Source organism: Pelomicrobium sp. P1, from assembly GCF_052805615.1.
Genome location: NZ_JBRBEM010000016.1, coordinates 38,464 through 62,534, shown reverse-complemented (window position 1 = coordinate 62,534; position 24,071 = coordinate 38,464). Strand labels below are relative to the sequence as shown.

General features: G+C 69.3%; 29 protein-coding genes. 12 read left to right on the top strand and 17 right to left on the bottom strand.

The annotated features are described in order from the left end of the window. Window positions 1–6 precede the first annotated feature (6 nt). From msrP to ACUVYZ_RS14715, 3 genes are all read right to left on the bottom strand, one after another. A complete protein-coding gene (gene msrP, locus ACUVYZ_RS14725) occupies window positions 7–954 on the bottom strand; it encodes a protein-methionine-sulfoxide reductase catalytic subunit MsrP (protein WP_439935198.1) in 948 nt (315 codons plus the stop codon). Window positions 955–1,060: 106 nt separating this feature from the next. Next, window positions 1,061–1,813, bottom strand: coding sequence for an anti-sigma factor family protein (locus ACUVYZ_RS14720; protein ID WP_439935197.1), 753 nt, complete (start codon window positions 1,811–1,813; stop codon window positions 1,061–1,063). Next, the gene (locus ACUVYZ_RS14715) at window positions 1,810–2,316 is read right to left on the bottom strand and encodes an RNA polymerase sigma factor (protein WP_439935196.1); all 507 of its coding nucleotides are present in this window, start codon (window positions 2,314–2,316) and stop codon (window positions 1,810–1,812) included. Before ACUVYZ_RS14715 ends, ACUVYZ_RS14720 begins: the two co-directional genes overlap by 4 nt. Window positions 2,317–2,501: 185 nt before the next feature. Between ACUVYZ_RS14715 and ACUVYZ_RS14710 the strand changes: the two genes are divergently transcribed. After that, window positions 2,502–4,319, top strand: a complete 1,818-nt coding sequence (locus tag ACUVYZ_RS14710; RefSeq protein WP_439935195.1) for a M61 family metallopeptidase — start codon at window positions 2,502–2,504, stop codon at window positions 4,317–4,319. Between the two features lie 49 nt (window positions 4,320–4,368). Here the strand turns inward: ACUVYZ_RS14710 and ACUVYZ_RS14705 are convergent, their stop codons facing one another. The 3 genes from ACUVYZ_RS14705 to pdsR form a co-directional block, all read right to left on the bottom strand. Next, a complete protein-coding gene (locus ACUVYZ_RS14705) occupies window positions 4,369–4,788 on the bottom strand; it encodes a hypothetical protein (protein ID WP_439935194.1) in 420 nt (139 codons plus the stop codon). Window positions 4,789–4,860: 72 nt separating this feature from the next. Next, window positions 4,861–6,972, bottom strand: a complete 2,112-nt coding sequence (gene pdsS / locus ACUVYZ_RS14700) for a proteobacterial dedicated sortase system histidine kinase (protein WP_439935193.1) — start codon at window positions 6,970–6,972, stop codon at window positions 4,861–4,863. Continuing rightward, window positions 6,969–7,673, bottom strand: coding sequence for a proteobacterial dedicated sortase system response regulator (gene pdsR / locus ACUVYZ_RS14695; protein WP_439935192.1), 705 nt, complete (start codon window positions 7,671–7,673; stop codon window positions 6,969–6,971). Before pdsR ends, pdsS begins: the two co-directional genes overlap by 4 nt. Window positions 7,674–7,878: 205 nt before the next feature. Between pdsR and ACUVYZ_RS14690 the strand changes: the two genes are divergently transcribed. The 4 genes from ACUVYZ_RS14690 to ACUVYZ_RS14675 all read left to right on the top strand — a co-directional run bounded on the left by ACUVYZ_RS14690 (window position 7,879) and on the right by ACUVYZ_RS14675 (window position 9,758). Continuing rightward, window positions 7,879–8,043 (top strand): hypothetical protein, encoded by a 165-nt coding sequence (locus tag ACUVYZ_RS14690; RefSeq protein ID WP_439935191.1) that lies wholly within the window; start codon window positions 7,879–7,881, stop codon window positions 8,041–8,043. A gap of 157 nt (window positions 8,044–8,200) precedes the next feature. Further along, window positions 8,201–8,665: a sortase domain-containing protein gene (locus ACUVYZ_RS14685; protein ID WP_439935190.1), complete on the top strand. Its 465-nt coding sequence runs from the start codon at window positions 8,201–8,203 to the stop codon at window positions 8,663–8,665. Window positions 8,666–8,732: 67 nt separating this feature from the next. Beyond that, window positions 8,733–9,341: a bifunctional phosphoserine phosphatase/homoserine phosphotransferase ThrH gene (thrH, locus tag ACUVYZ_RS14680; RefSeq protein ID WP_439935189.1), complete on the top strand. Its 609-nt coding sequence runs from the start codon at window positions 8,733–8,735 to the stop codon at window positions 9,339–9,341. 87 nt (window positions 9,342–9,428) lie between these two features. After that, entirely contained in the window at window positions 9,429–9,758 is a 330-nt protein-coding gene (locus ACUVYZ_RS14675; protein WP_439935188.1) for a PGPGW domain-containing protein, read from the top strand. A gap of 31 nt (window positions 9,759–9,789) precedes the next feature. Here ACUVYZ_RS14675 and ACUVYZ_RS14670 read toward each other — a convergent pair whose 3' ends face one another. Both ACUVYZ_RS14670 and ACUVYZ_RS14665 read right to left on the bottom strand, forming a co-directional pair. Next, window positions 9,790–10,644 (bottom strand): glycosyltransferase family 2 protein, encoded by an 855-nt coding sequence (locus ACUVYZ_RS14670; RefSeq protein ID WP_439935187.1) that lies wholly within the window; start codon window positions 10,642–10,644, stop codon window positions 9,790–9,792. Continuing rightward, window positions 10,641–11,897, bottom strand: a complete 1,257-nt coding sequence (locus ACUVYZ_RS14665) for an FAD-dependent oxidoreductase (protein ID WP_439935186.1) — start codon at window positions 11,895–11,897, stop codon at window positions 10,641–10,643. The genes ACUVYZ_RS14670 and ACUVYZ_RS14665 overlap by 4 nt, the downstream gene beginning before the upstream one ends. Window positions 11,898–12,164: 267 nt before the next feature. On the opposite strand from ACUVYZ_RS14665, the gene ACUVYZ_RS14660 reads away from it, so the two are divergent. Beyond that, on the top strand, window positions 12,165–12,437 hold the full coding sequence (locus ACUVYZ_RS14660; RefSeq protein ID WP_439935185.1) for a hypothetical protein: 273 nt from the start codon (window positions 12,165–12,167) through the stop codon (window positions 12,435–12,437). Here ACUVYZ_RS14660 and ACUVYZ_RS14655 read toward each other — a convergent pair. Beyond that, entirely contained in the window at window positions 12,425–13,549 is a 1,125-nt protein-coding gene (locus ACUVYZ_RS14655) for an FAD-dependent oxidoreductase (RefSeq protein ID WP_439935184.1), read from the bottom strand. The genes ACUVYZ_RS14660 and ACUVYZ_RS14655 overlap by 13 nt on opposite strands. After that, window positions 13,546–15,024, bottom strand: a complete 1,479-nt coding sequence (locus tag ACUVYZ_RS14650; protein WP_439935183.1) for a phospholipase D-like domain-containing protein — start codon at window positions 15,022–15,024, stop codon at window positions 13,546–13,548. The genes ACUVYZ_RS14655 and ACUVYZ_RS14650 overlap by 4 nt, the downstream gene beginning before the upstream one ends. Window positions 15,025–15,098: 74 nt before the next feature. On the opposite strand from ACUVYZ_RS14650, the gene ACUVYZ_RS14645 reads away from it, so the two are divergent. Further along, window positions 15,099–15,320 (top strand): hypothetical protein, encoded by a 222-nt coding sequence (locus tag ACUVYZ_RS14645; RefSeq protein WP_439935182.1) that lies wholly within the window; start codon window positions 15,099–15,101, stop codon window positions 15,318–15,320. Window positions 15,321–15,492: 172 nt separating this feature from the next. Here the strand turns inward: ACUVYZ_RS14645 and ACUVYZ_RS14640 are convergent, their stop codons facing one another. From ACUVYZ_RS14640 to ACUVYZ_RS14630, 3 genes are all read right to left on the bottom strand, one after another. Continuing rightward, window positions 15,493–16,164 carry a DUF6882 domain-containing protein gene (locus ACUVYZ_RS14640; RefSeq protein ID WP_439935181.1) on the bottom strand — a complete coding sequence of 224 codons (672 nt, stop codon included), beginning with the start codon at window positions 16,162–16,164 and terminating at the stop codon, window positions 15,493–15,495. Between the two features lie 4 nt (window positions 16,165–16,168). Then, window positions 16,169–16,642 carry a GNAT family N-acetyltransferase gene (locus tag ACUVYZ_RS14635; protein ID WP_439935180.1) on the bottom strand — a complete coding sequence of 158 codons (474 nt, stop codon included), beginning with the start codon at window positions 16,640–16,642 and terminating at the stop codon, window positions 16,169–16,171. Window positions 16,643–16,731: 89 nt separating this feature from the next. Then, window positions 16,732–17,202, bottom strand: a complete 471-nt coding sequence (locus ACUVYZ_RS14630; protein WP_439935179.1) for a GNAT family N-acetyltransferase — start codon at window positions 17,200–17,202, stop codon at window positions 16,732–16,734. A gap of 174 nt (window positions 17,203–17,376) precedes the next feature. Here ACUVYZ_RS14630 and msrB point away from each other — a divergent pair, with 174 nt between their 5' ends. After that, window positions 17,377–17,943: a peptide-methionine (R)-S-oxide reductase MsrB gene (msrB, locus tag ACUVYZ_RS14625; RefSeq protein ID WP_439935178.1), complete on the top strand. Its 567-nt coding sequence runs from the start codon at window positions 17,377–17,379 to the stop codon at window positions 17,941–17,943. A 143-nt stretch (window positions 17,944–18,086) separates the two neighbouring features. Here the strand turns inward: msrB and ACUVYZ_RS14620 are convergent, their stop codons facing one another. The 3 genes from ACUVYZ_RS14620 to ACUVYZ_RS14610 form a co-directional block, all read right to left on the bottom strand. Then, window positions 18,087–18,374: a coiled coil domain-containing protein gene (locus tag ACUVYZ_RS14620; protein WP_439935177.1), complete on the bottom strand. Its 288-nt coding sequence runs from the start codon at window positions 18,372–18,374 to the stop codon at window positions 18,087–18,089. 119 nt (window positions 18,375–18,493) lie between these two features. Continuing rightward, window positions 18,494–19,720 carry a radical SAM family heme chaperone HemW gene (hemW, locus tag ACUVYZ_RS14615; protein ID WP_439935248.1) on the bottom strand — a complete coding sequence of 409 codons (1,227 nt, stop codon included), beginning with the start codon at window positions 19,718–19,720 and terminating at the stop codon, window positions 18,494–18,496. 76 nt (window positions 19,721–19,796) lie between these two features. After that, complete coding sequence (locus tag ACUVYZ_RS14610) at window positions 19,797–20,117, bottom strand: cupin domain-containing protein (RefSeq protein ID WP_439935176.1); 321 nt, start codon at window positions 20,115–20,117, stop codon at window positions 19,797–19,799. A 33-nt stretch (window positions 20,118–20,150) separates the two neighbouring features. Here ACUVYZ_RS14610 and ACUVYZ_RS14605 point away from each other — a divergent pair, with 33 nt between their 5' ends. Beyond that, entirely contained in the window at window positions 20,151–20,834 is a 684-nt protein-coding gene (locus tag ACUVYZ_RS14605; RefSeq protein ID WP_439935175.1) for a phosphoribosyltransferase, read from the top strand. Window positions 20,835–20,846: 12 nt separating this feature from the next. Here ACUVYZ_RS14605 and rdgB read toward each other — a convergent pair whose 3' ends face one another. After that, window positions 20,847–21,443, bottom strand: a complete 597-nt coding sequence (gene rdgB / locus ACUVYZ_RS14600) for an RdgB/HAM1 family non-canonical purine NTP pyrophosphatase (protein WP_439935174.1) — start codon at window positions 21,441–21,443, stop codon at window positions 20,847–20,849. A 135-nt stretch (window positions 21,444–21,578) separates the two neighbouring features. Between rdgB and ACUVYZ_RS14595 the strand changes: the two genes are divergently transcribed. The 3 genes from ACUVYZ_RS14595 to ACUVYZ_RS14585 all read left to right on the top strand — a co-directional run bounded on the left by ACUVYZ_RS14595 (window position 21,579) and on the right by ACUVYZ_RS14585 (window position 24,070). Beyond that, complete coding sequence (locus ACUVYZ_RS14595; RefSeq protein ID WP_439935173.1) at window positions 21,579–22,358, top strand: TerC family protein; 780 nt, start codon at window positions 21,579–21,581, stop codon at window positions 22,356–22,358. A 24-nt stretch (window positions 22,359–22,382) separates the two neighbouring features. Next, on the top strand, window positions 22,383–23,225 hold the full coding sequence (locus tag ACUVYZ_RS14590; protein WP_439935172.1) for an EamA family transporter: 843 nt from the start codon (window positions 22,383–22,385) through the stop codon (window positions 23,223–23,225). A 128-nt stretch (window positions 23,226–23,353) separates the two neighbouring features. Further along, the gene (locus ACUVYZ_RS14585; protein ID WP_439935171.1) at window positions 23,354–24,070 is read left to right on the top strand and encodes a DUF1045 domain-containing protein; all 717 of its coding nucleotides are present in this window, start codon (window positions 23,354–23,356) and stop codon (window positions 24,068–24,070) included. Window position 24,071: the final 1 nt, after the last annotated feature.

Here is a 24,071-nt window from a genome sequence, read left to right as displayed (position 1 = left end):
GGCGGCTCAGAAGTGTTTTTTCAGGTCCATGCCGGCGTAGAGATGGGCCACCTGCTCGGCATAGCCGTTGAACATGAGGGTGTCCCGCTTGGGGGCGAAAAATCCCTCGCCGATGCGCCGCTCCTTGGCCTGGCTCCAGCGCGGATGATCCACTGTGGGATTGACGTTGGCGTAGAATCCATATTCGTGGGGTGCCGCCAGGTTCCACGAGGTCCTGGGTTGGAACTCGGTAAAGCGAATCTTCACGATGGATTTCCCGCTCTTGAAGCCATACTTCCAGGGCACTACGATACGCACCGGCGCCCCGTTCTGGTTGGGCAGCACCTCGCCGTACAGGCCCACGCACAAGAGGGTGAGGGGATGGAGCGCCTCGTCCAGGCGCAGCCCCTCCACGTAGGGCCAGGCGAGGATGGGCAGGCGCTGGCCGGGCATCTCCGCGGGTCGCAGCAGCGTGGTGAATTCGACGTACTTGGCGCTGCCTAGAGGCTCCACCTGCCGGATGAGCTCGGACAGGGAATAGCCGACCCAGGGCACCACCATGGACCAGGCCTCCACGCAGCGCAGCCGGTAGATGCGCTCCTCCAGCGGCGCGAGCTTGAGCAGCTCGTCGATGTCGTACACCCGAGGGCGGCGCACCAGTCCTTCCACCGCCACCGTCCAGGGGCGGGTCTTGAGCAGATGGGCCCGCTCGGCGGGGTCGCCCTTGTCCGTGCCGAATTCGTAGAAGTTGTTATAGCGGGTGATGTCCTTGTAGGAGGTGGGCGGCTCCGGCGTGCTCATGGGGGATTTGCGCACCTCGGGAAGCCGCGCGCTGCCACTTTCCGCGGCCCGCGCCGCCAGCCCTGCGCCCAAGCCCAGGGCGAGCGCGGCCTTGAGGAATTCCCGGCGCCGGAGATACGCCTCCTTGGGTGTGATCTCCGAAGGTAACACGTCGCTCGGCTGCTTGATCACCATCGCGCTCTCTTCCCTTTGCGGCTTTAGTCGCCCCCGCCTCCGTCCCCCTTACAGGAAAGACCGCGGCGCCCGCCGGCAATCGCCGGAAGCAAGGGGCGCAGGCTCGCTACTCGCTCAGTTGGCGATAGGCTGCGAAGGCGAGCCGCTGCAATTCCTCCTTCGCGAGATTGCCCGACAGGGCGTAGCCGAATTCCCGGTCGATCCAGTAGAAAATGGCTACGCCGCCTTCCTGGGCGAAGCGAAACGCCGTCTCCCCGGCCTCCGCCCGTCGCCGTACGTACAGGGTTAGACGCTGTCCCTGGGCGTTTTCGTACATGAACTGGGCCGCCGGCCCCGCCTCGTCAGCGAGGAGCCGGCCGCCCACCAGGACATAGCCTTCAGCGGCCAGGGACGGAGCCTTGACCGGTGCCCCCAGTCGTTTCGACAACCAAGCCACCAGATGTTGCTCCTGCTCCGCCCCCACCTCCACGGGATGGCGCACCTCGGGGGTATAGACGGTATGGGCCACCGCCGCCCGCCGGGCCAGGGTCTCCGGCGCCGAGGAAGCAGGCTGGGACGGGGGCTTCAGGCTCCAGCCGATTGCCCCGCCCAAGACCATCCAGGCCGCGGCTGCCGCCGCCCGCCAGACCAGAACGCGCCGGCCTCCGGCCGTCGGCCGCAGCCGCTGCGGCACAGGCTCGTCCATCACGGCATCGTACGAAGCGTGGAGCGCCCGTTTCTGCTCGGCGTAGGCGGCAAGCCGCGCCGCGTCCTCAGCGTGGGCCGCCAGGTGCGCCTGCACTTCCGGCCGCCGTTCGGGGGGAAGCTCCCCGTCCAGATAGGCGTGCAAATCCGCTTCGACGACAGGGTCGTTCTTCATTTCACCACTCGCAACGAAGGCGCGCCGCCCTCGCCGTTCATCAATCGCCGCAACCGCTCCCGTCCCCGGGCGAGCCGGGACATGACCGTGCCGACGGGCACGCCCAGGACGTGGGCCGCCTCCCGGTAGGTCAATTCTTCCAATCCCACCAGCAACAGCACCTCCCGCTGCTCGGGGGGCAGCCGGGCCAGGGCGGAAGCGAGATCGAGCAACTGCACCCCGGCCGAAGCGTCGGCGGCGGTAGGGCGCTCCAGCCCGGTCTCGTCCAGCGGGATCTCCACGTCCCTTCTCCGCGCCCGCACCTGGTTCACGAACAGGTTGTGCATGATGGCGAACAGCCACGCCCGCAGGTCGGTGCCCGGCCGCCACAGGGCCGCCTTGCGCCAGGCCCGCTCTAGGGTGTCCTGCACCAGGTCGTCGGCCGCGCCGGGATCCCCCAGTAAGGCCCGGGCGTAGCGTCGCAGCCGGGGAATGAGGGCCGCGATTTTCTCCGTCTCGTTCATCGATGGTCCCTCGCCTTGGCGGCGGCCGGCTGCTTACGGGCCCCGGCCCCGCCGCCTCGACCCGGCGCGAAAACGGGTCTGCAAGTATAAACAGGGCCGGGCGGGGGTTTATTCCCTTTCCCGCGATAGGCTCGCGAAAGCGGCGACGCTACAATGCGGCGAACCCATTCCACCGCTCCGGCACCATGACACGCGCTCAGCCCATTACCTACCGCATCTTTCCCAAGTCCCCCGAGGCCCACCTGTTCGAGGTGAGCTGCACGGTGAACGATCCCGATCCGGAGGGCCAGCACTTCGCCCTGCCGGCGTGGATCCCCGGCAGCTACATGATCCGGGATTTCGCCAAACACGTGGTGACGATCCGGGCCGCGAGTGGCGGGAAACCTCTCACCATCGAGAAGGTGGACAAGCATACCTGGCGCTGCGACTCCGCGCCCGGCCCGGTGACGGTGACCATGGAGGTGTACGCCTGGGACCTGTCGGTGCGGGGCGCCCACCTGGATACCTCCCACGGTTTCTTCAACGGCCCGTGCGTGTTCCTGCGGGTGCCGGGAAAGGAAAGGCAGCCCTGCCGGGTGGAGATCGCGCCGCCCCGGGGCGCCCGTTACCGGGCCTGGCGGGTGGCCACCACCCTCGCCCGGGACAGCGTCGAGGCCCACGGCTTCGGCCGCTACGCCGCCCGGGACTATGACGAGCTGATCGACCATCCCGTGGAAATGGGGGAGTTCCGGCTGGCGCGCTTCCGCGCCTGCGGCGTGCCCCACGAAGTGGCCCTCACCGGCGTGAGCGATGCGGACCTCCCGCGCCTGTCCCGGGACCTGCAGCGATTATGCGAGTATCATATCCGCTTTTTCGGCGAGCCGGCTCCCTTCGACCGCTACCTGTTCCTGGTGACCGCGGTGGGCGAAGGCTACGGAGGGCTCGAGCATCGCGCCTCGACGGCGCTGCTCGTCGCCCGGAACGATCTGCCCCGCTCCGGAGTCAAGGAGGTGACCGAAGGCTACCGCCGGTTCCTGGGGCTCGCGAGCCACGAGTACTTCCACACCTGGAACGTGAAGCGCATCCGGCCATCCGCCTTTTCCCCTTATGACCTGGATCGGGAATGCTACACCACGCTGCTCTGGGCGTTCGAAGGCTTCACCTCCTACTATGACGATCTCGCCCTCGTGCGCTGCGGGCTGATCCCGCGGCAGGACTACCTGGAGCTTTTGGGCCAGGCCATCACCCAGCTCCTGCGCACCCCTGGCCGCACCAAGCAAACGGTGACGGAATCGAGCTGGGACGCCTGGATCAAGTACTACCGCCAGGACGAGAACACGCCCAACGCGGTGGTGAGCTACTACACCAAGGGAAGCCTCATCGCCCTGTGCCTGGACCTTCTGATCCGCGACCGCACCCGCGGCCGTAAGAGCCTGGACGAGGTGATGCGGGCGCTGTGGCGCAGGCACGGCCTGACGGGCGTGCCCGTGCCCGAAGACGGGATCGAGCGGCTCGCGGAAGAGGTGACCGGATTGAAGCTTGGCGCCTTCTTCGACCAGGCGCTGCGTTCCACCGAGGAGCTGCCCCTCAAAAACCTGCTTGCCCGCTTCGGGGTGAAGATGGCGCTGCGCCCCGCGGAGTCGGCGACGGACAAGGGAGGAAAGCCGGCAGGAAAGCCCGCCGCTAAGCTCCAGGAGCGGGTCACCCTGGGCGCCCGCACTTCCGGCAACGGGGACGAGGTGAAGCTCACCCACGTGCTGGACGGCGGGCCCGCCCAGGCGGCGGGGCTTGCCGCAGGCGATACTCTCGTCGCCCTGGATGGACTGCGGGTCACGCCTTCCAATCTGGAAGCGCGCCTCGCCCGCTATCGGCCCGGAGACAACGTGGAAGCGACCGGCTTCCGCCGGGACGAACTGTTCGTCCGGCGCTTGACCCTCGGCGCCGCACCCCTCGACACGTGCTATCTCACCCTGGATTCCTCGGCCCGCTTCGCCGGGCGGCTCAAGGGCTGGCTGGGCAAGTGAGCGCGGCGGGGATCACCCGCGGCCATAAAACCATTGTGAAAGAAGGCCATCAGTGGATGGTCCACTCGTGGCCGCACTTGCGGCAGCGCACCTGGAGCCAGGGCTCCGCCGCTTCGGCCTCTCCATCGTCCTTCGACGCCGAGTCCTCGTGAGGTCCCCACGCCGTGACGGTGAACGCGCCATAGGTGCGACAGCGGAGGCAGGTGGCGTGGTCCGCCAGCCGCTCGGCCAGGTTCATGGTGATTTTGTAGCGCCCCCAGGAGAAGAGGCTCAAGGCGCCGCCGCCGAAGGCGAGGGTGAGCAGGGCGAAAGGCTCCAGCCCCGGCCCCCGGAAACTGAAGCCTTCCAGCGTCGCAGCCACCACCAGCATGCACAGGAAACAGGTCACGAGGTAGGCGTGGCTTTCGATGAGCTGGCGTTCGTACCAGCGCCTGAAGCCAAGCCGGCGGATGCGCTCCCCAGGGCCCATGGGAGGAAACTCCGAAAGGAAAGAGGATTGTACGCTGGCTTGAGACCCCGCCGGTAGCCGCGGGCCGCCCCCTCAGACGAGGGGCAGTCTTACCGTGACCACTACTCCGTCCACGTCCTCCCGGTTCGCCAGCGCGGCGCTGCCTCCGTGGAACTCGGCGATTAGGCGCACGATGTAGAGTCCCAGCCCCAGGTGGGGCTCGCCGGATTCCTTGCCGTCGGGCCGCAGCGATACCATGGACTCGAAGAGGCGGCCCTGCATCTCGGCGGGGAGCCGGGGGCCTTCGTTCAGCACCCGCAGCAGGGCCTGGTTTCCGTCCCGCTCCAGGCGCACTGTGACGGACGTCCCGGGTCGGGCGAAGTCCATGGCGTTCGCCACCAGCTTGTCGAGAAGCTGGGCGATGAGGTCGGGCACCCCCATCATCCCCATTGGTCCGCTGGCCCCCAGGTGAAAGACCAGCTCGCGTCCGGGATAGGCGGTCCGGTAGCCTTCCACGCAGCCCGAGATCACTTGGACGAGATCGAAGGGTTCCCGCTCCGCTCGGGCGAGGGCTTGCTCGAGCCGCGTCGCCTCGGTCATGCGGGTGAGAATGGTGGAGAGGCGCGCAAGTCCCTGCTCGGCCCGATCGAGATAGACCTGGGCTTCCCCGGGCAGGGGTTGTCCCTTCAGGTTTTCCAGGGAAGAGCGCACCACGGCGATGGGGGTGCGGAACTCGTGGGACAGGCGGCTCGCCATCTGTTCCAGATATCCGGTGTACTGGCGCAACCGCGCCAGCATCGCGGCGAAGCTGCGGGCGAGGTCGCCGATCTCGTCCCCAGAAGCGGGGGTCTCGATCTCCCTCCGCACCCGTCCCTGGGGATCGATGGCCCGGTCCACCGCGTCCCGCAGGCGCCGGATGCGCACCGAGACGTGGCGGGCGAAGAGGAAGAGGGCGAGCGCCCCCAGGACGAAAACGGCGAGCGTCAGGTCGAAAAGGGCTTCCAAGGCCTCGTTGCGCACGCTCAAGATCGGCTGGGTGCTCTCCTCCACCAGCACCACCCCCATGACCCGGTCCTCGTTCCACACCGGGTGAGCCGCCGAGACCACCGCGGCGCGCTCGTCGGCCAGGCGGCGCCAGCGGGTGGTGGCGATGCCGGAGAGGGCCGCTTCCACCTCGGGTCCCTCGAGCCGCCCTTCCTCAGGCCAATCTTCGGCATGGGTTTCTCCCGGCTGCTGCAGAATGAGGGCATAGAGGGGCCGCAGCAGGTGCTCCCGCAGGCGCGCCCCCACGCTCCCGCCGTCCTTGCCGGCCTGCGGCGCAGGCGGCTGGAGGCTGCCGGCCTGGGCCAGAACGCGGCGCGCTCCGTCGAGCACCCAGATGCGGGAGCTCGCCCGGGCGAGACCCTTGATGATGAGATCGATCTCCGTGTCGGAAAAGGCGAGGGTCGCCACTTCCACCGGCGGCGCTCCGGACCGGGCGCCGCGGCCCGCGTCCACGTCCACGGCGAAAAGCCGCACCCGCTCGCTCGCCAGGCCAAAGGGCAGGCGCAGCTCTGCGGTATAGCCCGTTTCGCCCCACAGCCACGCGCCTTCCACGCCCGGGTCGGGCTCCCATCGGCCGCCGGGTTGCTCCCCTTCGGCCAGGAGCCGCCCGCCCCGATCGCCCGTGAGGCGCCAGCGGCGCGGCTCGCCCCCGACTCCTCCCATCTCCAGCAGGAGGTGATCCGCCCGCCACGGGTCTTCGCCCTGGCCGGCGGGTCTCACCACCCGGTCGTCGGTGGCGCGCACGAAAAGATAGAGGTGGCGGCCGAACCTTCCCGCCCGCAGGTCCATGGACAGGGAGTAGAAGATGAGCCCTCCCGGCGCGGCGGAAAGCTCCCCCAGGCTGCGCTGATGGAGGGTCACGGCCTGGCGTTCCCAGTCGGACGCCTGGCCGTCCAAGCGCATCGCCGCGGTGAGATTGGCCACCATGAGCCCGGCAGGCGACGGCTCGCCCGCCGGCCCCGCCAGGAAAAGCTGCGGCCGGTCGTGGAGGGTGGTGGCCACCGCCCGGGCGAGGCCCGCCACCGTCCGCTCCTGGCCTTCCCGCAGGAACTTCTCCATCTCCACCACGTAGCGGTAGCCGAGCCACGGGATGGTCAACAGCACCGCGGCCACCAGCAGCACCTTGGCGCGGATGGAGAGGGTAGGCTTGAAAGGGATCACTCGGCGGCGCGCGGGTCGTTCCAGCGGTAACCCATGCCGTAGACGGTCTCGATGCAGTCAAAGGCGGGGTCGCGCGCCGCGAACTTCTTGCGGATGCGCTTCACGTAGGAGGTGATGGTGCTGTCGTCCACCACCATGCGCGCCTCCGCCATCAACTGGTCCCGGCTCTTCACGTGGCCGGGAAACTTGGCGAGGGCGTGCACCATCCAGAACTCGGTGAGGGTGAGGTCCACCGGCTCCCCATTCCAGCGCGCCACGATGCGCTTGAGATCCAGGGTGAGCCGGCCGCGCCGCAGCACGTCCTCCGCCTCGGCCGTCTTTCCCGCCAGGTCGCTGCGCCGGAACAGAGCCGCGATGCGGGCGAGGAGATGGGGCAGGCTCACGTCCTTGGTGAGATAGTCGTCGGCGCCCAGGCGCAGCCCCGCCACCGTATCGAAATCGCTGTCGCGGGCGGTGAGGAAGATGATGGGCAGCGTGGCCGACAGGGCACGCAGGTCCCGGCACAGGGTGAAGCCGCCGTCGGGTTCGTCCTCCAGCCCAATGTCGATGATGGCCATGTCGGGCAGCCGCAGCCGGAACGCCTCCAGCGCCTCGCGCCGGTTGGAATAGGTGGCCACTTCGTAGTGGCGCTGGCGCAGCGCGTCCGCGTAGTTATCCCGGATGGCGGGCTCGTCCTCCACGATGGCGATGCGTCGGCTCATGGCGGTGATGACTTTGGAAAAGCCTGCAGGGACTATAGCGCCGCGGCTGGACGCGGGGAATCCCGGCGGGCCATCTGCCATTTTTTTGCCCCAATTGCTCCTCGGAATTCCATTTTTGCTTCCCCCGCGCCGCCACGCCGGCACGGTGGAATCTCCTCCCGGCGGCCGGTCGTCCCGGCCGGCTCCAATGGATGAGGTGAAGACAATGAGTACCATGCAACCGTTCCACCCTACCCGCCGGCTCCCGCGGTCGGAGCTCGTCCGCGATGCCCTGTCCGCCCTGGGCTTGAGCGTTCTCGCCGGCCTCGCCGCCAGCTTCGTCCTGGGAGCCCTGGTGCTGCTCCTCGCCTTGTTCCCGGGATCCCTCTGAACACGCCGCGTCCGGGCGCAGCCGACCATGCACGCCCGTCGCCCACCGAATGGGGGTGCGCTCTCGCAGGGTGTCCCTTCCGCCAGGCGGCGGAACACACCCTGCCACTCCCACAGACGGCCACGTCGGGAACGCCCCGCATCGAGGAGGTCGGATCATGAAACCCTGGTCCTGGGCCGATGCCTGGCCCGTCGCAAAGCTGAGCGTCCCGCGCCTCGGGGTCAAGCTCTTGCTGCTGGCGGACATGGGTGCATGCGGCCCGGCGCCGGACCCCCCCGCGGGCGCCGCCGGTCCCGGCGCGGGCCGTGCCCATCTCGTGCTCTCGGCCTCGGGCGGCGCCCATTTCCGCTTTCTCCAGGCGTTGCGGCCGGGAGACGAGATCCGGCTGGAGACGCCCGGAGGCGAAGAAAGGCGCTACCGGGTGAAGGAGCATTTCGTCGCCGACCGGCGCGCGGTGCCCCTGCACCTGGATCCGTTCGCCCAGGTGCTCACCCTGATGAGCCCCTATCCCTCCCAAAACCCCGAGTCCGGCGGAGCGCTGCGCTACGTGGTGAGCTGCGAGCGGCACGAGGCCCTGCCGGCCGCCCAAGGGGAGGCCGAAGGCTGCCGGGCGATCGAATGAGCTTGCCTTGGAGCGGAGGGCGCGAATGCTTATACTGGCCCTCTTTTCCGCTCCGGGAGCCGCTTGCGTGCACATCGCTTGCCTCGATCTGGAAGGCGTCCTAGTCCCCGAAATCTGGGTCGGCCTGGCCGAGCGCGCTGGTATTCCCGAGCTGCGGGCCACCACCCGGGACATTCCCGATTACGACCAGCTCATGCGCCAGCGCCTGCGGCTGCTCCACCAACATCACTTGGGGTTGCCCGACATCCAGGCGGTGATCGCCACCTTGGAGCCGTTGCCCGGGGCGCGGGAGTTCCTGGACTGGCTGCGGGAGCGCTGCCAGGTGGTGATCCTCTCGGACACCTACTACGAGTTCGCCCTGCCCCTCATGCGTTCCCTCGGATATCCGACCCTGCTGTGCCACCGCCTGGCGGTGGACGGCAACGGGCGCGTCGTGGACTACCGGCTGCGGCAGAAGGACGCCAAGCGCGAAGCGGTCAAGGCCTTCCACGGCCTGAACTTCAAGGTGGTAGCCGCCGGCGATTCCTACAACGACACCGCCATGCTGGCGGAGGCGGACGCCGGCATCTTCTACTGCCCGCCCGAGAACGTGGCCCGGGAATTCCCCCAGTTCCCCATCGCCCGGAACTACGAAGAGCTGAAATCGGCCTTCACCGCCGTCCTCGCCCGGCTCTGAGGAGGAAAGCCCATCCGGCGTCCGCGCTCCGGTTTGCCCGCCGGGCCTTCTCCCGTATCCTGACGGGGCGAGCAGCGGGGATCGGCGATGAAGGGGTGGATCGAGGGCTTGAAAGCGTTGCGCCGGGGCAGGCCAGGCCACCGCTTCCAGGAGTGGCACCGCTCCAGCCGCCCCAGGGTGAACGGCTGGGGCAGGGTGTTGGTGGCCCTTGCCGGTCTCCTGCTGGTCTTCGTCGGGCTCCTCCTCATGGCGATGCCGGGGCCAGGCCTGCTGGTGGCCCTGGTGGGCCTCACCCTGCTGGGCAGCACCTCCCTCACGGTGGCCCGGGCCCTGGACCGGGCCGAGCGGTGGCTGCGCCCGGCATGGAAGCGCCTGCGGCAACGGTGGCGCAACCGCCCTCCCCGCGGTTCGAGGTAGCGTTCCCTGCGCCGCGCCCAGGTGGGCGGATTCAGGGGATTCTCCGGGAGCGGCGCCGGGCGAGCCGCCGATTCAGGTGCCACCACAGGTATTTCGCGCCGCTCGCCGCCAGCGCCCAACGCTCGGCGGGCCGGAGGGGCGCGCGCAACACCACGCGGGCGCAGGCCAAGCCCGCGCCCAGCCACTGGCGCGGCGTGCCGCGCCAGGTGAGGTGCAACGCCCCCGGGCGGAAGGTCTTGCGCACCAGGGGCTCGGGCACGCGAACGAATTCCCCTAGCAGCGCCAAGTGAAGGAGCCAGGGCCAGTCCGCCTGGAATTCGCCGCCCGGGTGGACCCGCATCCCGCCGACGCGCCGCGCCGCCTCGGCGCGGAAGAGTCCCCGATTGGGTATCCACCAGTGCCCTGCCCGGCGCAGCAGGCGCCGGCCCCGTTCCAGGCGCTCGGCCACCCCGTCGAGCTCGGTGTAACGCCAGACCGGGCGCTCGGCGCCTCCGTGATCGATCTCCACATCGGAGAAGGCGAGGACCGCCCGCGGGTTGCTCTCCAGGGCATCCACCAGCCGCGCCACGTACGCGGGTTGCAGCGGATCGTCGTGAAAGGCGAAGAACAGGTACTTCCCGTCCGCTGCGGCGAGAAGCTGGTTGACGTTGCCGATCCAGCCCCTTCGCCGCGGCTGCCGCAGCAGGCGAAAGCGCCGGTCGGCCGCGGCGAAACGGGCGCAGATCTCTGGAGTGCGATCGATGGAAGCGTCGTCCGAGACGAGGATTTCCAGGTTCGGATACGTCTGGGCGGCGAGGGACGCAAGGGTGCGCTCGATGAAGCGCTCGGCGTTCCACGCCGGAAGGCAAGCCACCACGGGCGGAGCGCCTGGGCCGGGGCGGCTCATGACTCCGCCTCGGTGCCCAGAATCCGCTCCGCCGCGAGGCTGGCGAAAAACGGCGCCGTGGTGAGCTTGCCCGGATCGACGCTGTGGTAGCCATCCATCGAGGTCACGCCGATGCGGGAGCGGTCGTGGAGCCGGCTGGCGGGATCGTCCACGTCGGTGGCGCCGTAGGCGACGATCGCCCCGGCATCCACCAGCAGGGGCTCCGATCGCCCGATGCCGGGATACCACGCGTCGATGGCAGCGAGCAGGCCTCGGGCCAGGGCGTCGCGCTCCTCAGCCGAGACTTCCCCCCGGCACGGGCCGTCCCAGTCGGCGGGCGGCGCCAGGGCGTGGCTCCAGCCGCGCAGCCCCAGGGGATACCAGGAGAGATAGGCGGTGCCGTCGGGGCGCACCACCACGTCGCCATATCGGCCCAGGACCATGGTAGCGGAAGGTGCGCCGTGGAGCGACCCGGGAAGGCGGGCGATCACCCGGTACTTGAGCCGGTGGACCCATCCCGGTTCCGCCGCAAGCCCCACGGTACGATCGATGGCCAGCCGGTTCTCCCACAGGGCGTTGACCACCTGGTCGGCCTCCAGACGCCACCGGCCGCCGGGATGTTCGCCCTCGATCCGCAAGCCCCCGTTGGCGCGGCCCACGGCCAGCACCCGATGCCGCGGTAGGAAGCGAATCCGGGGGGAGGCCTTCACTGCCTCCCGCAGCAGGGCGGCGAGCTCCCCGGTGTCGATGGCGCGCTCCTCGGTGCGGAAGGCGCCGGCGAAGCGCCCGGCGTCGAACCACCGCCCGAGCCGGTCGAGGGGACAAGGCGCGTAGAGGGTCTCGGGCCGCTCGCCCAAGTAGTCGTGCTCGGGCGCCTGGGCCAATCCTTCCCGGTAAAGGGACTGCACCGCGGCGTAGTGGTGATCCAGCGCCTCTACCGACAGCAGGGAATCGCGGGCGACCAGGTAGACAAAGGGGGTAGATCGGCGCAGCCGATCGGCGCGGCTGCCGATCCAGCGGGAAAGCAGGGCGCGAAAGCGCAGCGCCCCCATGAGCTGTAGCCGGGCGGTGGACAGGGTTTTGTCGGCGGCATAAATGAAACCCAGGTGGATCTTGCCCTCGTTGCGCAAGCTGGCCCGATTCATGGGCCACGGGTCTTGATCCACCAGGGTCACCGCTACGCGGCGGCGGGCCAGTTCCAGGGCGACGCCCACGCCCGTGAGCCCTGCGCCCAGCACCACGACCCGGGGACATCCCAGCGATCCGCCTGGCATGCCGATCCTCCCTTTTTTCCGGCGGGGAGCCGATCCCACCACTCCCACCCGCCGTTGCGGCGGCCCGTCCTCGCGGCCCGCCGGTCGGGGCTCGCCGCCGCCGCTCGGAAAGTCTTACCGGAACGGCGCGTTTCGGCTTCCGCCTTCACACTTGTTAACAGATTCTTCCCTGAAACCCGCCCGCTTTTGAGCTATCTAAAAATTACCAAGGTGTTTTTTCTACAGTTTCGGGAAATCCCATCGCCGCGCCTCGGGCGCCAGGAACCCATGTACGACGGCGACACCCGCGAAAAAACGGCGATCGAGCCACGGCGGCTCCTGGTGGAGATCGCCCGCCTGCAGGCCGCTTCCGCCCGGGTGCTGGCCCGGCGCCTGTCCATGCCCCTGGAGGCCGTGGGCGAGGCCTTGACCCGGCTGGAGGTGGCGGGCCTCATCCACGCGTCCTACCTGGACGGGGCCGACGACCAGTACAGCCTGAGTCCCGCGGGCCATGCGTGGCTTAAAAGACAGAAAGAGCCCGCCACTCCTCAACGGGCATAACGCCTGTACCGTTCCACGAAGCGGCGATCCAGCCACTCCTTCCAGCCCATACACCATCGCCCTTTCCAGTAAAAGGGACCCCAGGCGGTGAGGGCTTCCCCGTCCCCCAGGTTGAGGATGGAGAGGGCGAAGGCCTGGGGGCGGTAGCGGCGGAGCCCGCCGCCCGCCGCCCGCGCCAGAAGGTTTTCCAGCAGCACGCGGCCCTGGCGCACGCCGTACACGCCCAGTTTGGGCAGCCGGTGGTTTTCCAGGGCGGCGCAATCGCCCGCGGCGAACACCCGCCCATCGGCGACCGAGGAAAGGGTGGCGGAGACTTGAAGTCCCCCGTCTTCCGCCACCGGAAGCCCGAGCTGGGAAACCAGACCGGCGGGTTTCAGGCCGGTGGCCACCACCAGCACGTCCCATTTCGCGATGTGGCCGTCCTCGGACTCCAGCTCGCCTTGGCGCACGGCACGGGCACGGAAGTGAAACAGTACCTCGATGCCCCGCCGCTGCAGCGCCCGGAGCAACACCCGTCCGGCGCCGGCGGGATAGCCCGGGAGGAGGCGCCCGCCCTGCTCCACCAGGGTGATCTGCACCCGCCCGCCGCGGCGCCGCGCCAGGGCGTCCACGTTGGCGGTCACCTCGCCGCCAGTGGCGCCGCCGCCGATCACCGCCACCCGGACGAGTCGAGAGGGCCGGGCGCGGAAAGTCTCCTCCAGCCGCCGCCTGAGCCGCACCAGCCCCAAGATGGGCTTCACCGGCCAGACGTCGTGGAGACCCATCCAGGCGGGATCGGCCGCCACTTCGCTCCCCACGTTGAAGGACACGCAATCGTAGGCGAGACGCGCGCCGGAGGCGAGGATCACCTCCCGGCCTGTCCGGTCCAGGCCCACCGCCCGGTCCAGCACGAACCGGCCGCCGTTCGCCTCGATCACCGGGCAGGGATCGATCTGGTCGTCGTCCGGCTCGTACTGGCCGCCCAGCATGCCGGTGGCCATGCCGGAATACCACAGCCGGCCGGGATCCACCAGGACGAGCTCCGCGCCTCGGGCGCGGAAGGCCTGGGCGTTAAGCGCCACGTGCAGGTGCGCGTGGCCGGCGCCCACCAGCACCACCCGGCACCGGCTCACGGGTTTCCCGCCCGCCGGGAGGCAACCCCATCCGCGTCGCCGCGCCCGGCCTCGGAGCGGCGGCGCCAGAGCAGGTTCACAGAGCGCGCCGCGGCGGTGAGGCCGACCCAGAAGAGCGCCACCACCGCGGGCGCGGCGATGACATAGGGATAGCGCCAGGCGAGGAAGGATGCGGCCATCAGGACGGCGCCGATGGCAGCGAGGGCCCGGGCCTCGGCCGCGTCCAGGGGACGGCGCCCGCGCACCGCCGCGGCCGCCGCGCCCCCCAAGTGAGCCGCGTAGCGCACCGCCCCCCGGGCGCTGGAGCGGGCCCGCTCCCGCATGGCCTTGAGCCGCTGGCGGGGACTGGACAGCACCACCCGCTGCCGGGGCGAGAGGACGATCTCCGTCGAGCGGCGCAGGTCCTGCAGGAAGCGCGCTTCCATCTCTTGCGCCACGCCCGCGTCCTCGATGGCCACGTCCAGCTCCCAGTTGCCGAACCAACTGGAAAGGTTCAGGTTGGTGGAGCCCACCCGCGCCCAGCGCCCGTCGGCCACCGCGGTCTTGGCGTGGATCATGGGGCCGTCCCACTCGAAAACGCGGATGCCCGCTTCCAGCAGCGGGCGGTACTGGGTGCGGGACAGGGTGGCGATGACCGGCACGTCGCTCGAGCGGGGCACCAGCAGCCGCACATCGACCCCGTCCGAGGCGGCCTCCCGTAGGGCTTCCAGGTACACGGGAGTGGCCATGAAGTAGGCGTCGGTGAGCCACAGGCTGTGGCGGGCGAGGGCCGCCACCAGGAGATCCAACCGGTAGAGGTTGGCGGTGGCGGGGGTGGCGCCGATCACCCGCAGGGCCACCTCGCCCCGGGCCGGAATCGATTCCCGCGCCGGGATGAGGGACTCGGGGATGCTGCCGCCTGCGTCCTCCCAGGCTTCGGCGAAAGTCCAGAGGAGGTCGGCCACGGCGGGCCCGCGGATTTCCACGCCCGTGTCGCGCCAGGGCTCCCGGCCCCGGGCGGGATCGCCCATCCACGAGTCGCCGATGCAAAGACCGGAAACGAAAGCCACCTCGGTGTCCGTCACCAGAAGCTTGCGGTGATCCCTGGACAGGACGCTGAAGGCCGCGGTGAGCCGGGGTGGATTGCAGGGACGCGCCTCGCCCCCCGCTTCCACTAGGGGTTGAAACAGGCGGCTCCAGCCGGCGCGCAGGGACCCGAACCAGTCGTAGAGCACCCGCACCGCCACCCCCTCCCGGGCTTTGCGCGCGAGTAGCTCCACAAACCGGCGGCCGGTGCGGTCGTCATCGATGATGTACATCTCCAAGCACACCTGGCGGCGGGCGGCCTCGATGGCCGCCTCCCACGCCGGGTAGTTCTCCGTCGCGTCGCAGAGCACGCGCACGCGGTTGCCGGCGACGAGGGGCGCCCCCGCGGAGCGGGAGAACGCCTGGTCGGCGAGGACGCGGATGACGTCGAGGGATTCGGGGAGCGGCATAGAGGCCCGTACCGGGAAAGGGCATTATACTGGTCGCCGTGCGCCGCCCCGGGGCGCGCAGACGCCCCACGCACGTGCCCCTCGAGTCCCTCCCGCTGATGATGCTGGTGATCTTCGCCGGCTACGTGGTCTTCGGCATGAGGGGCTTCGGTGCGTCCCCCATCACCGTCCCGGTCCTGCCCCACTTCCTTTCGCTGCCCTTCGTGCTCGCCTTGTGCAGCGCGCTCGACCTGGCCCCGCCGCCCTGCTTCTCGGCTACCACACCCGCCGGGACGCCGACGGCAGGGAGCTGCTAGCGCTCCTCCCGTTCACCCTGGCGGGTCTCGCCCTGGGGGGTCACCCTGCTGGTGAATCTGCCTCGGGATGCCACCCTCGCCGGGCTCGGGCTCTTCGTCAGCGGGTACGCGCTCTATGCAGCCGCCCGCCGGCCCCTTGCCCGCACGCTAAGCCGCGCCTGGGCCGCGCCGCTCAATGGGATTCGCCGGCCGGCGCCTCGATGTCCGAGATGCGGCCTCCCTCGTCGAAGCGCACCAGGAGGAAGGGCCGCCCCTCCTGGCGGGCGAGCATGCGCGAGGGCAGTTCCTCCACCTCCAGGGACAGGTTGCGCATCCATGCGCGGGTGACGGCGCGATGATCCACCTCGAAGAGCTGGACCGCGCGCCTCAAGCACGACACGATCAGGTCGGGGCGCCCGGTGAAATCCAGGTCGAGGGGCGCCTCGTGGAGTAAGAAATAGACGGCGCCGCCCGCGCTAGGGGCGCGGTAATAGGCGTCCGCCCCGCACACGCCGGAAGCCGCCAGAGCCAGGGCGTGGCCGGCGATGTCCGCCAGGGGCAGCCGGGGCTCGATCAGCATGGGGATGTCTTGCCGCAGGCCGTATTCCCGCAATCGTTCCGCGTCGAGCAGAATCTCCTCGGGAAATTCCCCGAGGGGATCGGCCCAAGCCCAGATCCAGGTGTTGTCCTTTTCCACCTCGGTCCCCAGGAGCTGCAGCGGAAACACCCGGCAGCGGCCGAAATCCACCACGCCACGCTCCAGGCGGAGCCGCCCGCGGTGGTCTCCCAGGTACTCGGCCAGGGCCTGCTGCTTGGCCAGGGACAGGGCCAGGTGGCGGGCCAGAAGGTCCTTGAAGGTTTCCATCGGGCTAGCGATCGGGGGCGACCTCGCAAACCAGGTCATGGGCCATGCGGATTGCCATCTCCCGCCCCCCGTAGTAGCGGGGCGCGCGGGCGATCTCCCGGTAGCCCAGGGACTGGTAGAACTGCCGCGCCCCCCGGTTCACCGCCCTCAGCTCCAGGTAAACCACCTGGATACCGGCGGTGCGGCAGGAGGCTTCCAGCCACTCCACCAGGCGGCGCGCGACGCCTTGGCGCTGGAACCTGGGCCGCACGGCCAGCAGGTTCAAGTGGGCCGTTTCGTCGCCGAACTCCATGATGGCGAACCCCGCCACCCGGCCCTGGGCCTCCGCCACCAGGGCCATGGTCTCCCGGTGACGGATGCTGGCGGCGACCCGGGCCGGCGTCCAGGACCAGGTGAGCCCCGTTTCGATCAAGTCGCGGGACATAGCGGCAATCTCCGCGCTGTCCTTGGGCGCCGCGGGTCTGAGGAGCACGTCCATGGGTCAATCCAGGCCGCAGCGGTCGCGGCCGTTCGGATATGTTACACCTTCCTCCTGCACCCGGCCGGCCGCGCCTCGGGGCCCCCTTTTCACCCCAGCCGGAGGACGAAATTGGCCATCTCGGGGCGCTCCATCCAGCCGCGCTTCGCGTAGAAGCCGCGCCGGTACGCTTCCCGGTCCCGACCGACGAGCAGCATCAGGCGTGCGCAGCCCCGCCCGTGGGCTTCGGCGACGATGACCTCCACCAGGGAGCGTCCTACGCCACGGCCCCGGTACGCCTCTTCCACGAAGAGCTCGGAGATGTAGCCCTCCGGTCCGGGCAGAAACAGGTAGGGCAGCCAGTGCACCGAGCTATAGCCGACGACCCGTTCTTCCGCCTCGGCCACGTAAACCGAGTGGCTGTTGTCCGCCAGACAGGCCGAGAGGTGGCGGCGTACCCGCCGCTCGGTGGCCTCCCGCGGCTCCTCCCCGAGGTCGCCGAACCATTCCAGCGCTCGCAGGAGCACGGCGATGGACGGCGCATCTTCCAGCTTGGCTGCTCGAATACGGACTGCGCTCATCTGCACCTCCCCTTCTCGTTCCTGTTGCCGAACGGAAAACTCCATCGTCTCGCCCCCATCACCCGTGGGACACGGGGCCGCAAGCCCGGGCCCGCGCCCGCCGACCAAGGGGCATGGACCGGGAATTCGCCCGCTCGGCAGGCGGTCTTATTCGCAAAGCCCAACGGAGGAATCATGAAACGGCGTATGATGCTTAAGGCCTTGGCGGCCGCCCCTTGGACGCTCTGGCTGGCGCGTCCCGGGCTGGCGGCGCCGCAAGGGAGCGTCACCATGGGCGTGGAAGAGCTGCAGAGGAACTGGAAGGCCCTGCTGGCGGACGGGGCGGACGTGGCCCTCACGACCGAGCCGTTGCGACGCTCCGATGAGGAGTGGAAAAAGATTCTCACGTCGGAGCAATTCCGCGTACTGCGCCGGGAAGGCACCGAGCGACCCTTCACGAGCCCCCTGAACCAGGAAAAGCGCCCCGGCGTTTACGTGTGCGCCGGCTGCCGCCTCCCCCTGTTCACCTCGGCGATGAAGTACGACAGCGGCACCGGCTGGCCCAGTTTCTTCACCACGATCCCCGGAGTCTTCGCCACCAAGCGGGACTACAAGCTGCTGCTGCCGCGCATCGAATACCACTGCGCGCGCTGCGGCGGGCATCATGGCCATGTCTTCAACGACGGCCCGCCGCCCACCGGGGAGCGCTGGTGCAACAACGGCGTGGCGCTGCGCTTCATTCCCAAGATCGGGAAGGCCTGACTCCGTCCCAGCCGCTACCGTCATCGTCCCTCGGGACACGGTCTGACGGCGGCCAGCGGCAGCTCGGAAAGGGGCCTGAACCCCAGGGCGAGGGCCTCCTCCAGGCGATTTGCCAGGACGTGGCAGAGGGTGGATGGCGCCGGCTATTTCAACTTGGATAGGGCCGACTTGAGGGCCTCGTGGAACTCATTCCACGCCTTGTCCATGCCGGCCTTCAGCTCTTGCCAAGCGCCCTCGCTCGCCCGGCGCAGTTCGTCCAGCTTCTGGCGGGCCGCGTCCTGGCGGGCGCGCAGGGCCTGGATCTGCTGGTGATACTCGCTGCGCAGGCTCGCTTCGGCCTGTTCGGCCTTGGCCTTGAGCCGGTCGATCTCGGCCTTCCACTGGTCCAACTGGGTCTGAAGCCGCTTGATGTAGTCTTCCTTGGTTTCCATGGGTGCCTCCTCTCCATCTATTGAGCCTCCGGTAAATGGTTGACTAACCATTTACCGCTGTCCCCCCTCTCTCCCTCTGGGAGAGAGGGGGGAGAGGGCCGAGCGTCGTCAAGCATTTTTTAGGATGCTCGGTAAAAGGGCTCATGGGCCTGCCGCCCGGGCGCCTGGCCAGGGAGAAACAGGGCCAGTAAGTCGTTCAGGAACCGGCGGCCCAGGAGCGTCGGGGCGACGCGGCGATGGTCCCGCACCACCAACCCCTTCGTTTCGGCCAGATCCAGTGTAGGGATCACCGCGGCGAGGGGCAGCCCCGTGCGCTCCTCGAACAGGGCCAGCTCGAAGCCCTGGTTCAAGCGCAGGGCGTTCATCATGAACTCGAAGGGCAGCTCCTCCACCGACACTTCCTGGACCGCCTCGACCGGCGCGCCCTGCTCCACCCGCGCCATGTAGGTTTTGGGCTGCTTGTAGCGCCGGCTGCGCACGATGCGGTCGAGAAACGAGACCTTGGAGTGGGCGCCGGCGCCGATGCCCAGATAGTCCCCGAAGCGCCAGTAGTTGAGGTTGTGGCGGCACTCCCGGCCGGGCCGGGCGAAGGCGGAGGTTTCGTAATGGACGTAGCCCCGGGCGGCCAGGATCTCCTCCACCCCTTCCTCCATGGCCGCAGCGGCGTCCTCGTCGGGGACCACGGGCGGGTAACGGTGGAAATAGGTGTTAGGCTCGATGGTCAGGTGGTACGCCGAGACATGGGGCGCACCCGAGGCCGCCGCCGTCTCGACGTCGCGCCGGCACGCTTCCAGCGTCTGCCCGGGCAGCCCATACATGAGGTCCAGGTTCACGTGCTCGAAGGCGGCGAGGGCCAGCTCCAGGGCCCGGCGGGCCTGAGCCCCGTCGTGCACCCGCCCGATGGCCCGGAGCATCCGGTCGTCGAAGCTCTGGATGCCCAGGGAGAGCCGGTTCACGCCCGCGGCGCGGAAGCCCGCGAACTTCGCCGCCTCCACCGTGCCCGGGTTGGCCTCCAGGGTGATCTCGGCGTAAACGTCCAGGGGCACGCGGGCCCGAACGGCGGACAGGATCGCGTCCACCGCCTCGGGGGAGAGCAAGCTCGGTGTCCCGCCGCCGAAGAATACGCTATGGACGCGCCGGCCCCAGATCTCGGGCAGCGCCAGCTCCAGGTCCCGGATGAGGGCCTCGATATAGCGTTCCTCCGGAATCCCGCCGCGCACCTCATGGGAGTTGAAATCGCAGTAGGGGCACTTGCGCGCGCACCAGGGCACGTGAATATAGAGGGCGAGGGGCGGCAGCGCCTTAAGTTGCGGCCGGCGGGGAAGGGCCGGACCACGGGCGGTCATGGAAACCACGGCGGACACGGGGAAGATTCCTGGGGAAGAAACGCCCCCATTATAGGGCAGGCCCCCGAAGCCCCGGTCAGCCCTTCATCCCGTCCAGGCTCACCACCGGTTCGTCTCCCACCACTTCGGCATCGTGCAGCACGCCCCGGGGTACGGGCAGCAGGTCGCCTGGTCCCAGTACCACTTCGCGCCCCTGGACCGTCAGGCGGAAGCGGCCCGCGAGGACCGCGTCCATCTTGTCCACCTCGTGGGTATGGGGTGGAAAATAGGTCCCCGGAGGATAGACGTACCGGGTCACCCGGTAGCCCCGGGCCTCGATCTTGGCCCGCAGCCGCTCCTCGGTGAGGGGACCGTCCCGGGCCTCGTCCCAGCGTTCCACTTCGAGCGCCTTGGCCAATACACCTTCCGATCTCTTTGGAGACGTTCGATTATGACCGCCCCCATCGTCGACCTGGAACCCCTGCGCAACCGGGCGCCGGTGTTCGCCGACCGGGCCGAGGCGGGGCGGGTGCTGGCCAGCATGCTGGAAGCGTACCGGGGAAGCGACGCCCTGGTGCTCGCCATCCCCGCCGGGGGCGTTCCCGTGGCGGCGGAGGCGGCTCGCGCCCTGGGGCTCCCTCTGGACGTGGCGGTGGTGTCCAAGATCCTGCTCCCCTGGACCACCGAGGCGGGCTACGGGGCCGTGGCCTTCGACGGCACCGTTCGCCTGAACCAGGCCCTGGTGGACCAGTTGGGGTTGCCGGCGGAAGAGGTGGCCCGGGGCATCGCCGAGACCCGGGCCAAGGTGGAGCGCAGGCTCGCGCGCCTGCGGGCCGGGCGGCCTTTCCCGCCCCTCGCCGGACGGCCGGCGATCCTGGTGGACGACGGGCTCGCCTCCGGGCTCACCATGATGACCGCCGCGGAGGCCCTGCGGCGCGCCGGGGCGGCCGAGATCGCGGTGGCGGTGCCCACGGGGCATTCCCAGGCAGCCCTGCGAGTGGCGCCCTCCGTGGACCGCCTCTACTGCGCCAACCTACGAAGCGGCCACCGCTTCGCCGTGGCGGACGCCTATCGCCGCTGGTACGACGTCCCGGAAGAGGAGGCGCTGGCGTTGCTGCGGGAGGCGGCTTCGTGAACCAACCGGGCCTCAATCCGGCCTTTCCCGGTTGAGCCTCTCCACCAGCCGCGCCAAGGCCTTGCCCCGGTGGCTCACCCGGTTTTTTTCCTCGAGGGGCAGCTCCGCCCCCGTGCGGCCGAGGCGGGGGTCCAGGAACAAGGGATCGTAGCCGAATCCTCCCGTGCCCCGGGGGGCATGGACGATCTCCCCGTGCCATTCCCCCTCGGCGATGAGGGGCTGGGGGTCGTCGGCGTGGTCGAGTAGCACCATGACGCAGTAATAGTGGGCGCGGCGATCGGCCGCCCCTTCCAGCAGCGCCAGGAGCTTTTCGTTGTTGCGCACGTCGGAGCGGGGATCGCCCGCGAAGCGGGCCGAGTGCACCCCCGGCGCGCCGTTCAAGGCGTTCACGCAGATGCCGGAGTCGTCGGCGAGCGCCGGCAGCTCCGCCGCGCGGCTCGCGTGCCGGGCCTTCGCCAGGGCGTTCTCGATGAAAGTGACGTGGGGCTCCTCCGCCTCGGGGATGCCCAGGTCGGATTGGGACAGGATCTCGAAGCCCAGGGGCTCAAGGCAGCGGCGGATCTCCCGGATCTTGCCCGGATTGTTGCTGGCGAGAACGATCTTTTTCATGCGTCTCCGATTCGATCGAGAGGGCCGCCGCAAGGCGGTCGCCGGGCGGCTATGATACCCTCTCGGCCCGTGCCTCCGGGCAGCCGCTGGCCCGCCGCATCGAATCTCGCAGCAGAGAAAGGGGAACACGCCACCATGTTCGAATGGATCACCGACCCGCAGGCCTGGATCGCCCTGGGGACCTTGACCGCCCTGGAGATCGTCCTGGGCATCGACAACATCATCTTCATCTCCATCCTGGTGGGCCGACTTCCCCCCGAGCAACGGGGCAAGGCGCGGTTCCTGGGCCTGGCCCTGGCCATGGGCATGCGCATCGGGCTGCTCCTCTCCCTCGCCTGGATCATGTCCCTCACCGCGCCGCTCTTCACGGTTCTCGAGGAGGAGATCTCGGGCCGGGACTTGATCCTGGTGGGCGGGGGGCTGTTCCTGCTGTGGAAGAGCGTGCACGAGATCCATAACGCCCTGGAAGGGCCGGAGGAGGGAGAGAAAAGGGTCGCGGCGGCCACCTTCGGCGGCGTGCTCCTGCAGATCGCCCTGATCGACATCGTGTTCTCCCTCGACTCGGTGATCACGGCCGTGGGCATGGCGAGCCACGTGCCGGTGATGGTGATCGCCATCGTGCTGGCGGTGCTGGTGATGATGCTGGCCGCCGGGCCCATCAGCGACTTCGTCGACCGGCACCCCACCATCAAGATGCTGGCCCTGTCCTTCCTGGTGCTGGTGGGAGTGGCCTTGATCGCCGAGGGCTTCGAGTTCCACATCCCCAAGGGCTACATCTATTTCGCCATGGCCTTCTCAGTGGCCGTGGAGATGCTGAACCTGCGCTTGCGGGCACGCCGAGGAAAACCGGTGAAGCTGCACAAGGCCGCTTCGCCGGGAGGCGCCGGCGCGGAGCAAGCGGGCGGGAAAAACTGACCGCCTGCGCCGAGGCCGCGGCAAATGTCGTTAAGCGTCATGCTGGCCGTGCTCTTCGCCGCTTTGCTGCACGCGGCGTGGAATGCGCGCCTCAAGGCGAGCCCCGACCCGTTGCCGGAAGCCCTGGCGGTGGTCATGGGGGCGGGGCTCCTGGCGCTGCCGGCGGTCGTCGGGCTGCCCCCGCCTCGACCGGAGAGCTGGCCTCCCCTTGCCGCCTCCACCGCCCTGCACGTGGCCTATTTCGTCCTGGTGGCCCTGGCCTACCGCTCGGGGGCGCTCAGCATCGCCTATCCCCTCATGCGGGGCGTGCCGCCCGCGGTGGTGGCGGCAGGGGCGGCCCTACTCTTCGGCGAGACCCTGTCGGCACCCGGCTGGGCGGCGGTGCTCGCCATCGTGCTGGGCGTGCTCATGCTGAGCGGCGAGGGACTGCGGGCGCGGGCCACATCGGGCCGGGGCCTGGCGATGGTGGGAGCCAACGTGGCGGTGATCGTGGCCTACACCCTGGTGGACGGGGCCGGCGTGCGCGTCTCGGGAAACGCCATGAGCTACGCCGCCTGGCTCTTCGCCTTGACCGGCGTGGCGCTGGTCCCCCTATACGTAGGGCTGGTCCGGGGCCGCCTACCGGCCAAGCCAGGGCCCCGTTGGGGGCGGGTGCTGCTGGGCTCCGCCTGCACCCTGGGAGCCTACGGGATCGCCCTGTGGGCCATGACCCGGGCCCCCATCGCCCTGGTGGCGGCCCTGCGGGAAACCTCCATCCTGTTCGGGGCGGCGATGGCCGCCCGCTGGCTGCGGGAGCCGTTCACGCCCCGGCGCTGGATGGGGGTGGGTCTGGTGGCGGCCGGCGCCATGGCCACGCGCCTCGCCTGAAACTCGCGCACCGAGCGCTCCTTCGAGGGCCGCCTGAGACACCACGGACCGCGCGCATCCATCCTGCGGGAAGCGGATTAGCTTAAAAAGCTTGTATAAGGTGACGGCAAGCGGGATCATGGAATCCCATGAACCTGGTCCGCTACGCTATCTATTTCGCACCGGCCTTCGACAGTCCATGGTGGGAGTTTGGCTGCCGCTGGCTTGGCCGCGATCCCGTGACAGGGCAACGCCTTGCGCCACCCGATTTCGCTGGCCAGCTTCCGGACTGGGAAGCCATCACGGAAGTGCCCAGACGTTACGGGTTCCATGGGACCCTCAAGGCGCCCTTTGTCCTGGCGCCCGAAAGCAGCGAACGGGAGCTCTACGCCGTGGCTCGGGTCGTAGCAGGCAGCCGAAAACCCTTTCGCCTGCCGCCCTTGCGAGTGGAATGCCTGTCGGATTTCGTCGCGCTGCGGCCGAGTCATGCCTCGGTGGCCTTGGAGCTCCTGGCCGAGGAATGCGTGATTCACTTCGACCGGTGCCGGGCGCCCCTTTCGGAGGAAGAGCGGGAGCGATGGCGGGAGGTGGGGCTCACTTCCTGGCAGGAGAAGCTCTTTACCCGCTGGGGTTACCCTTATGTGTTCGACCAATACCGCTTCCACATGACCCTCACCGGGCCTTTGCCGGAATCTCGGCGGCAGTCGATCGTCGATCTGCTGCAGCCGGAGGTCGAGCGCCTGAACGCCGACCCCCCGTGGGTAGATGCGATCTGCGTGTTCCGCCAGTCGCAAGAGAGAACGCCGTTCCGGATGGCGGCCCGACTCGGTTTCGACGGAAGTGTGGAATTCTTTGAGGGCGGCTGAA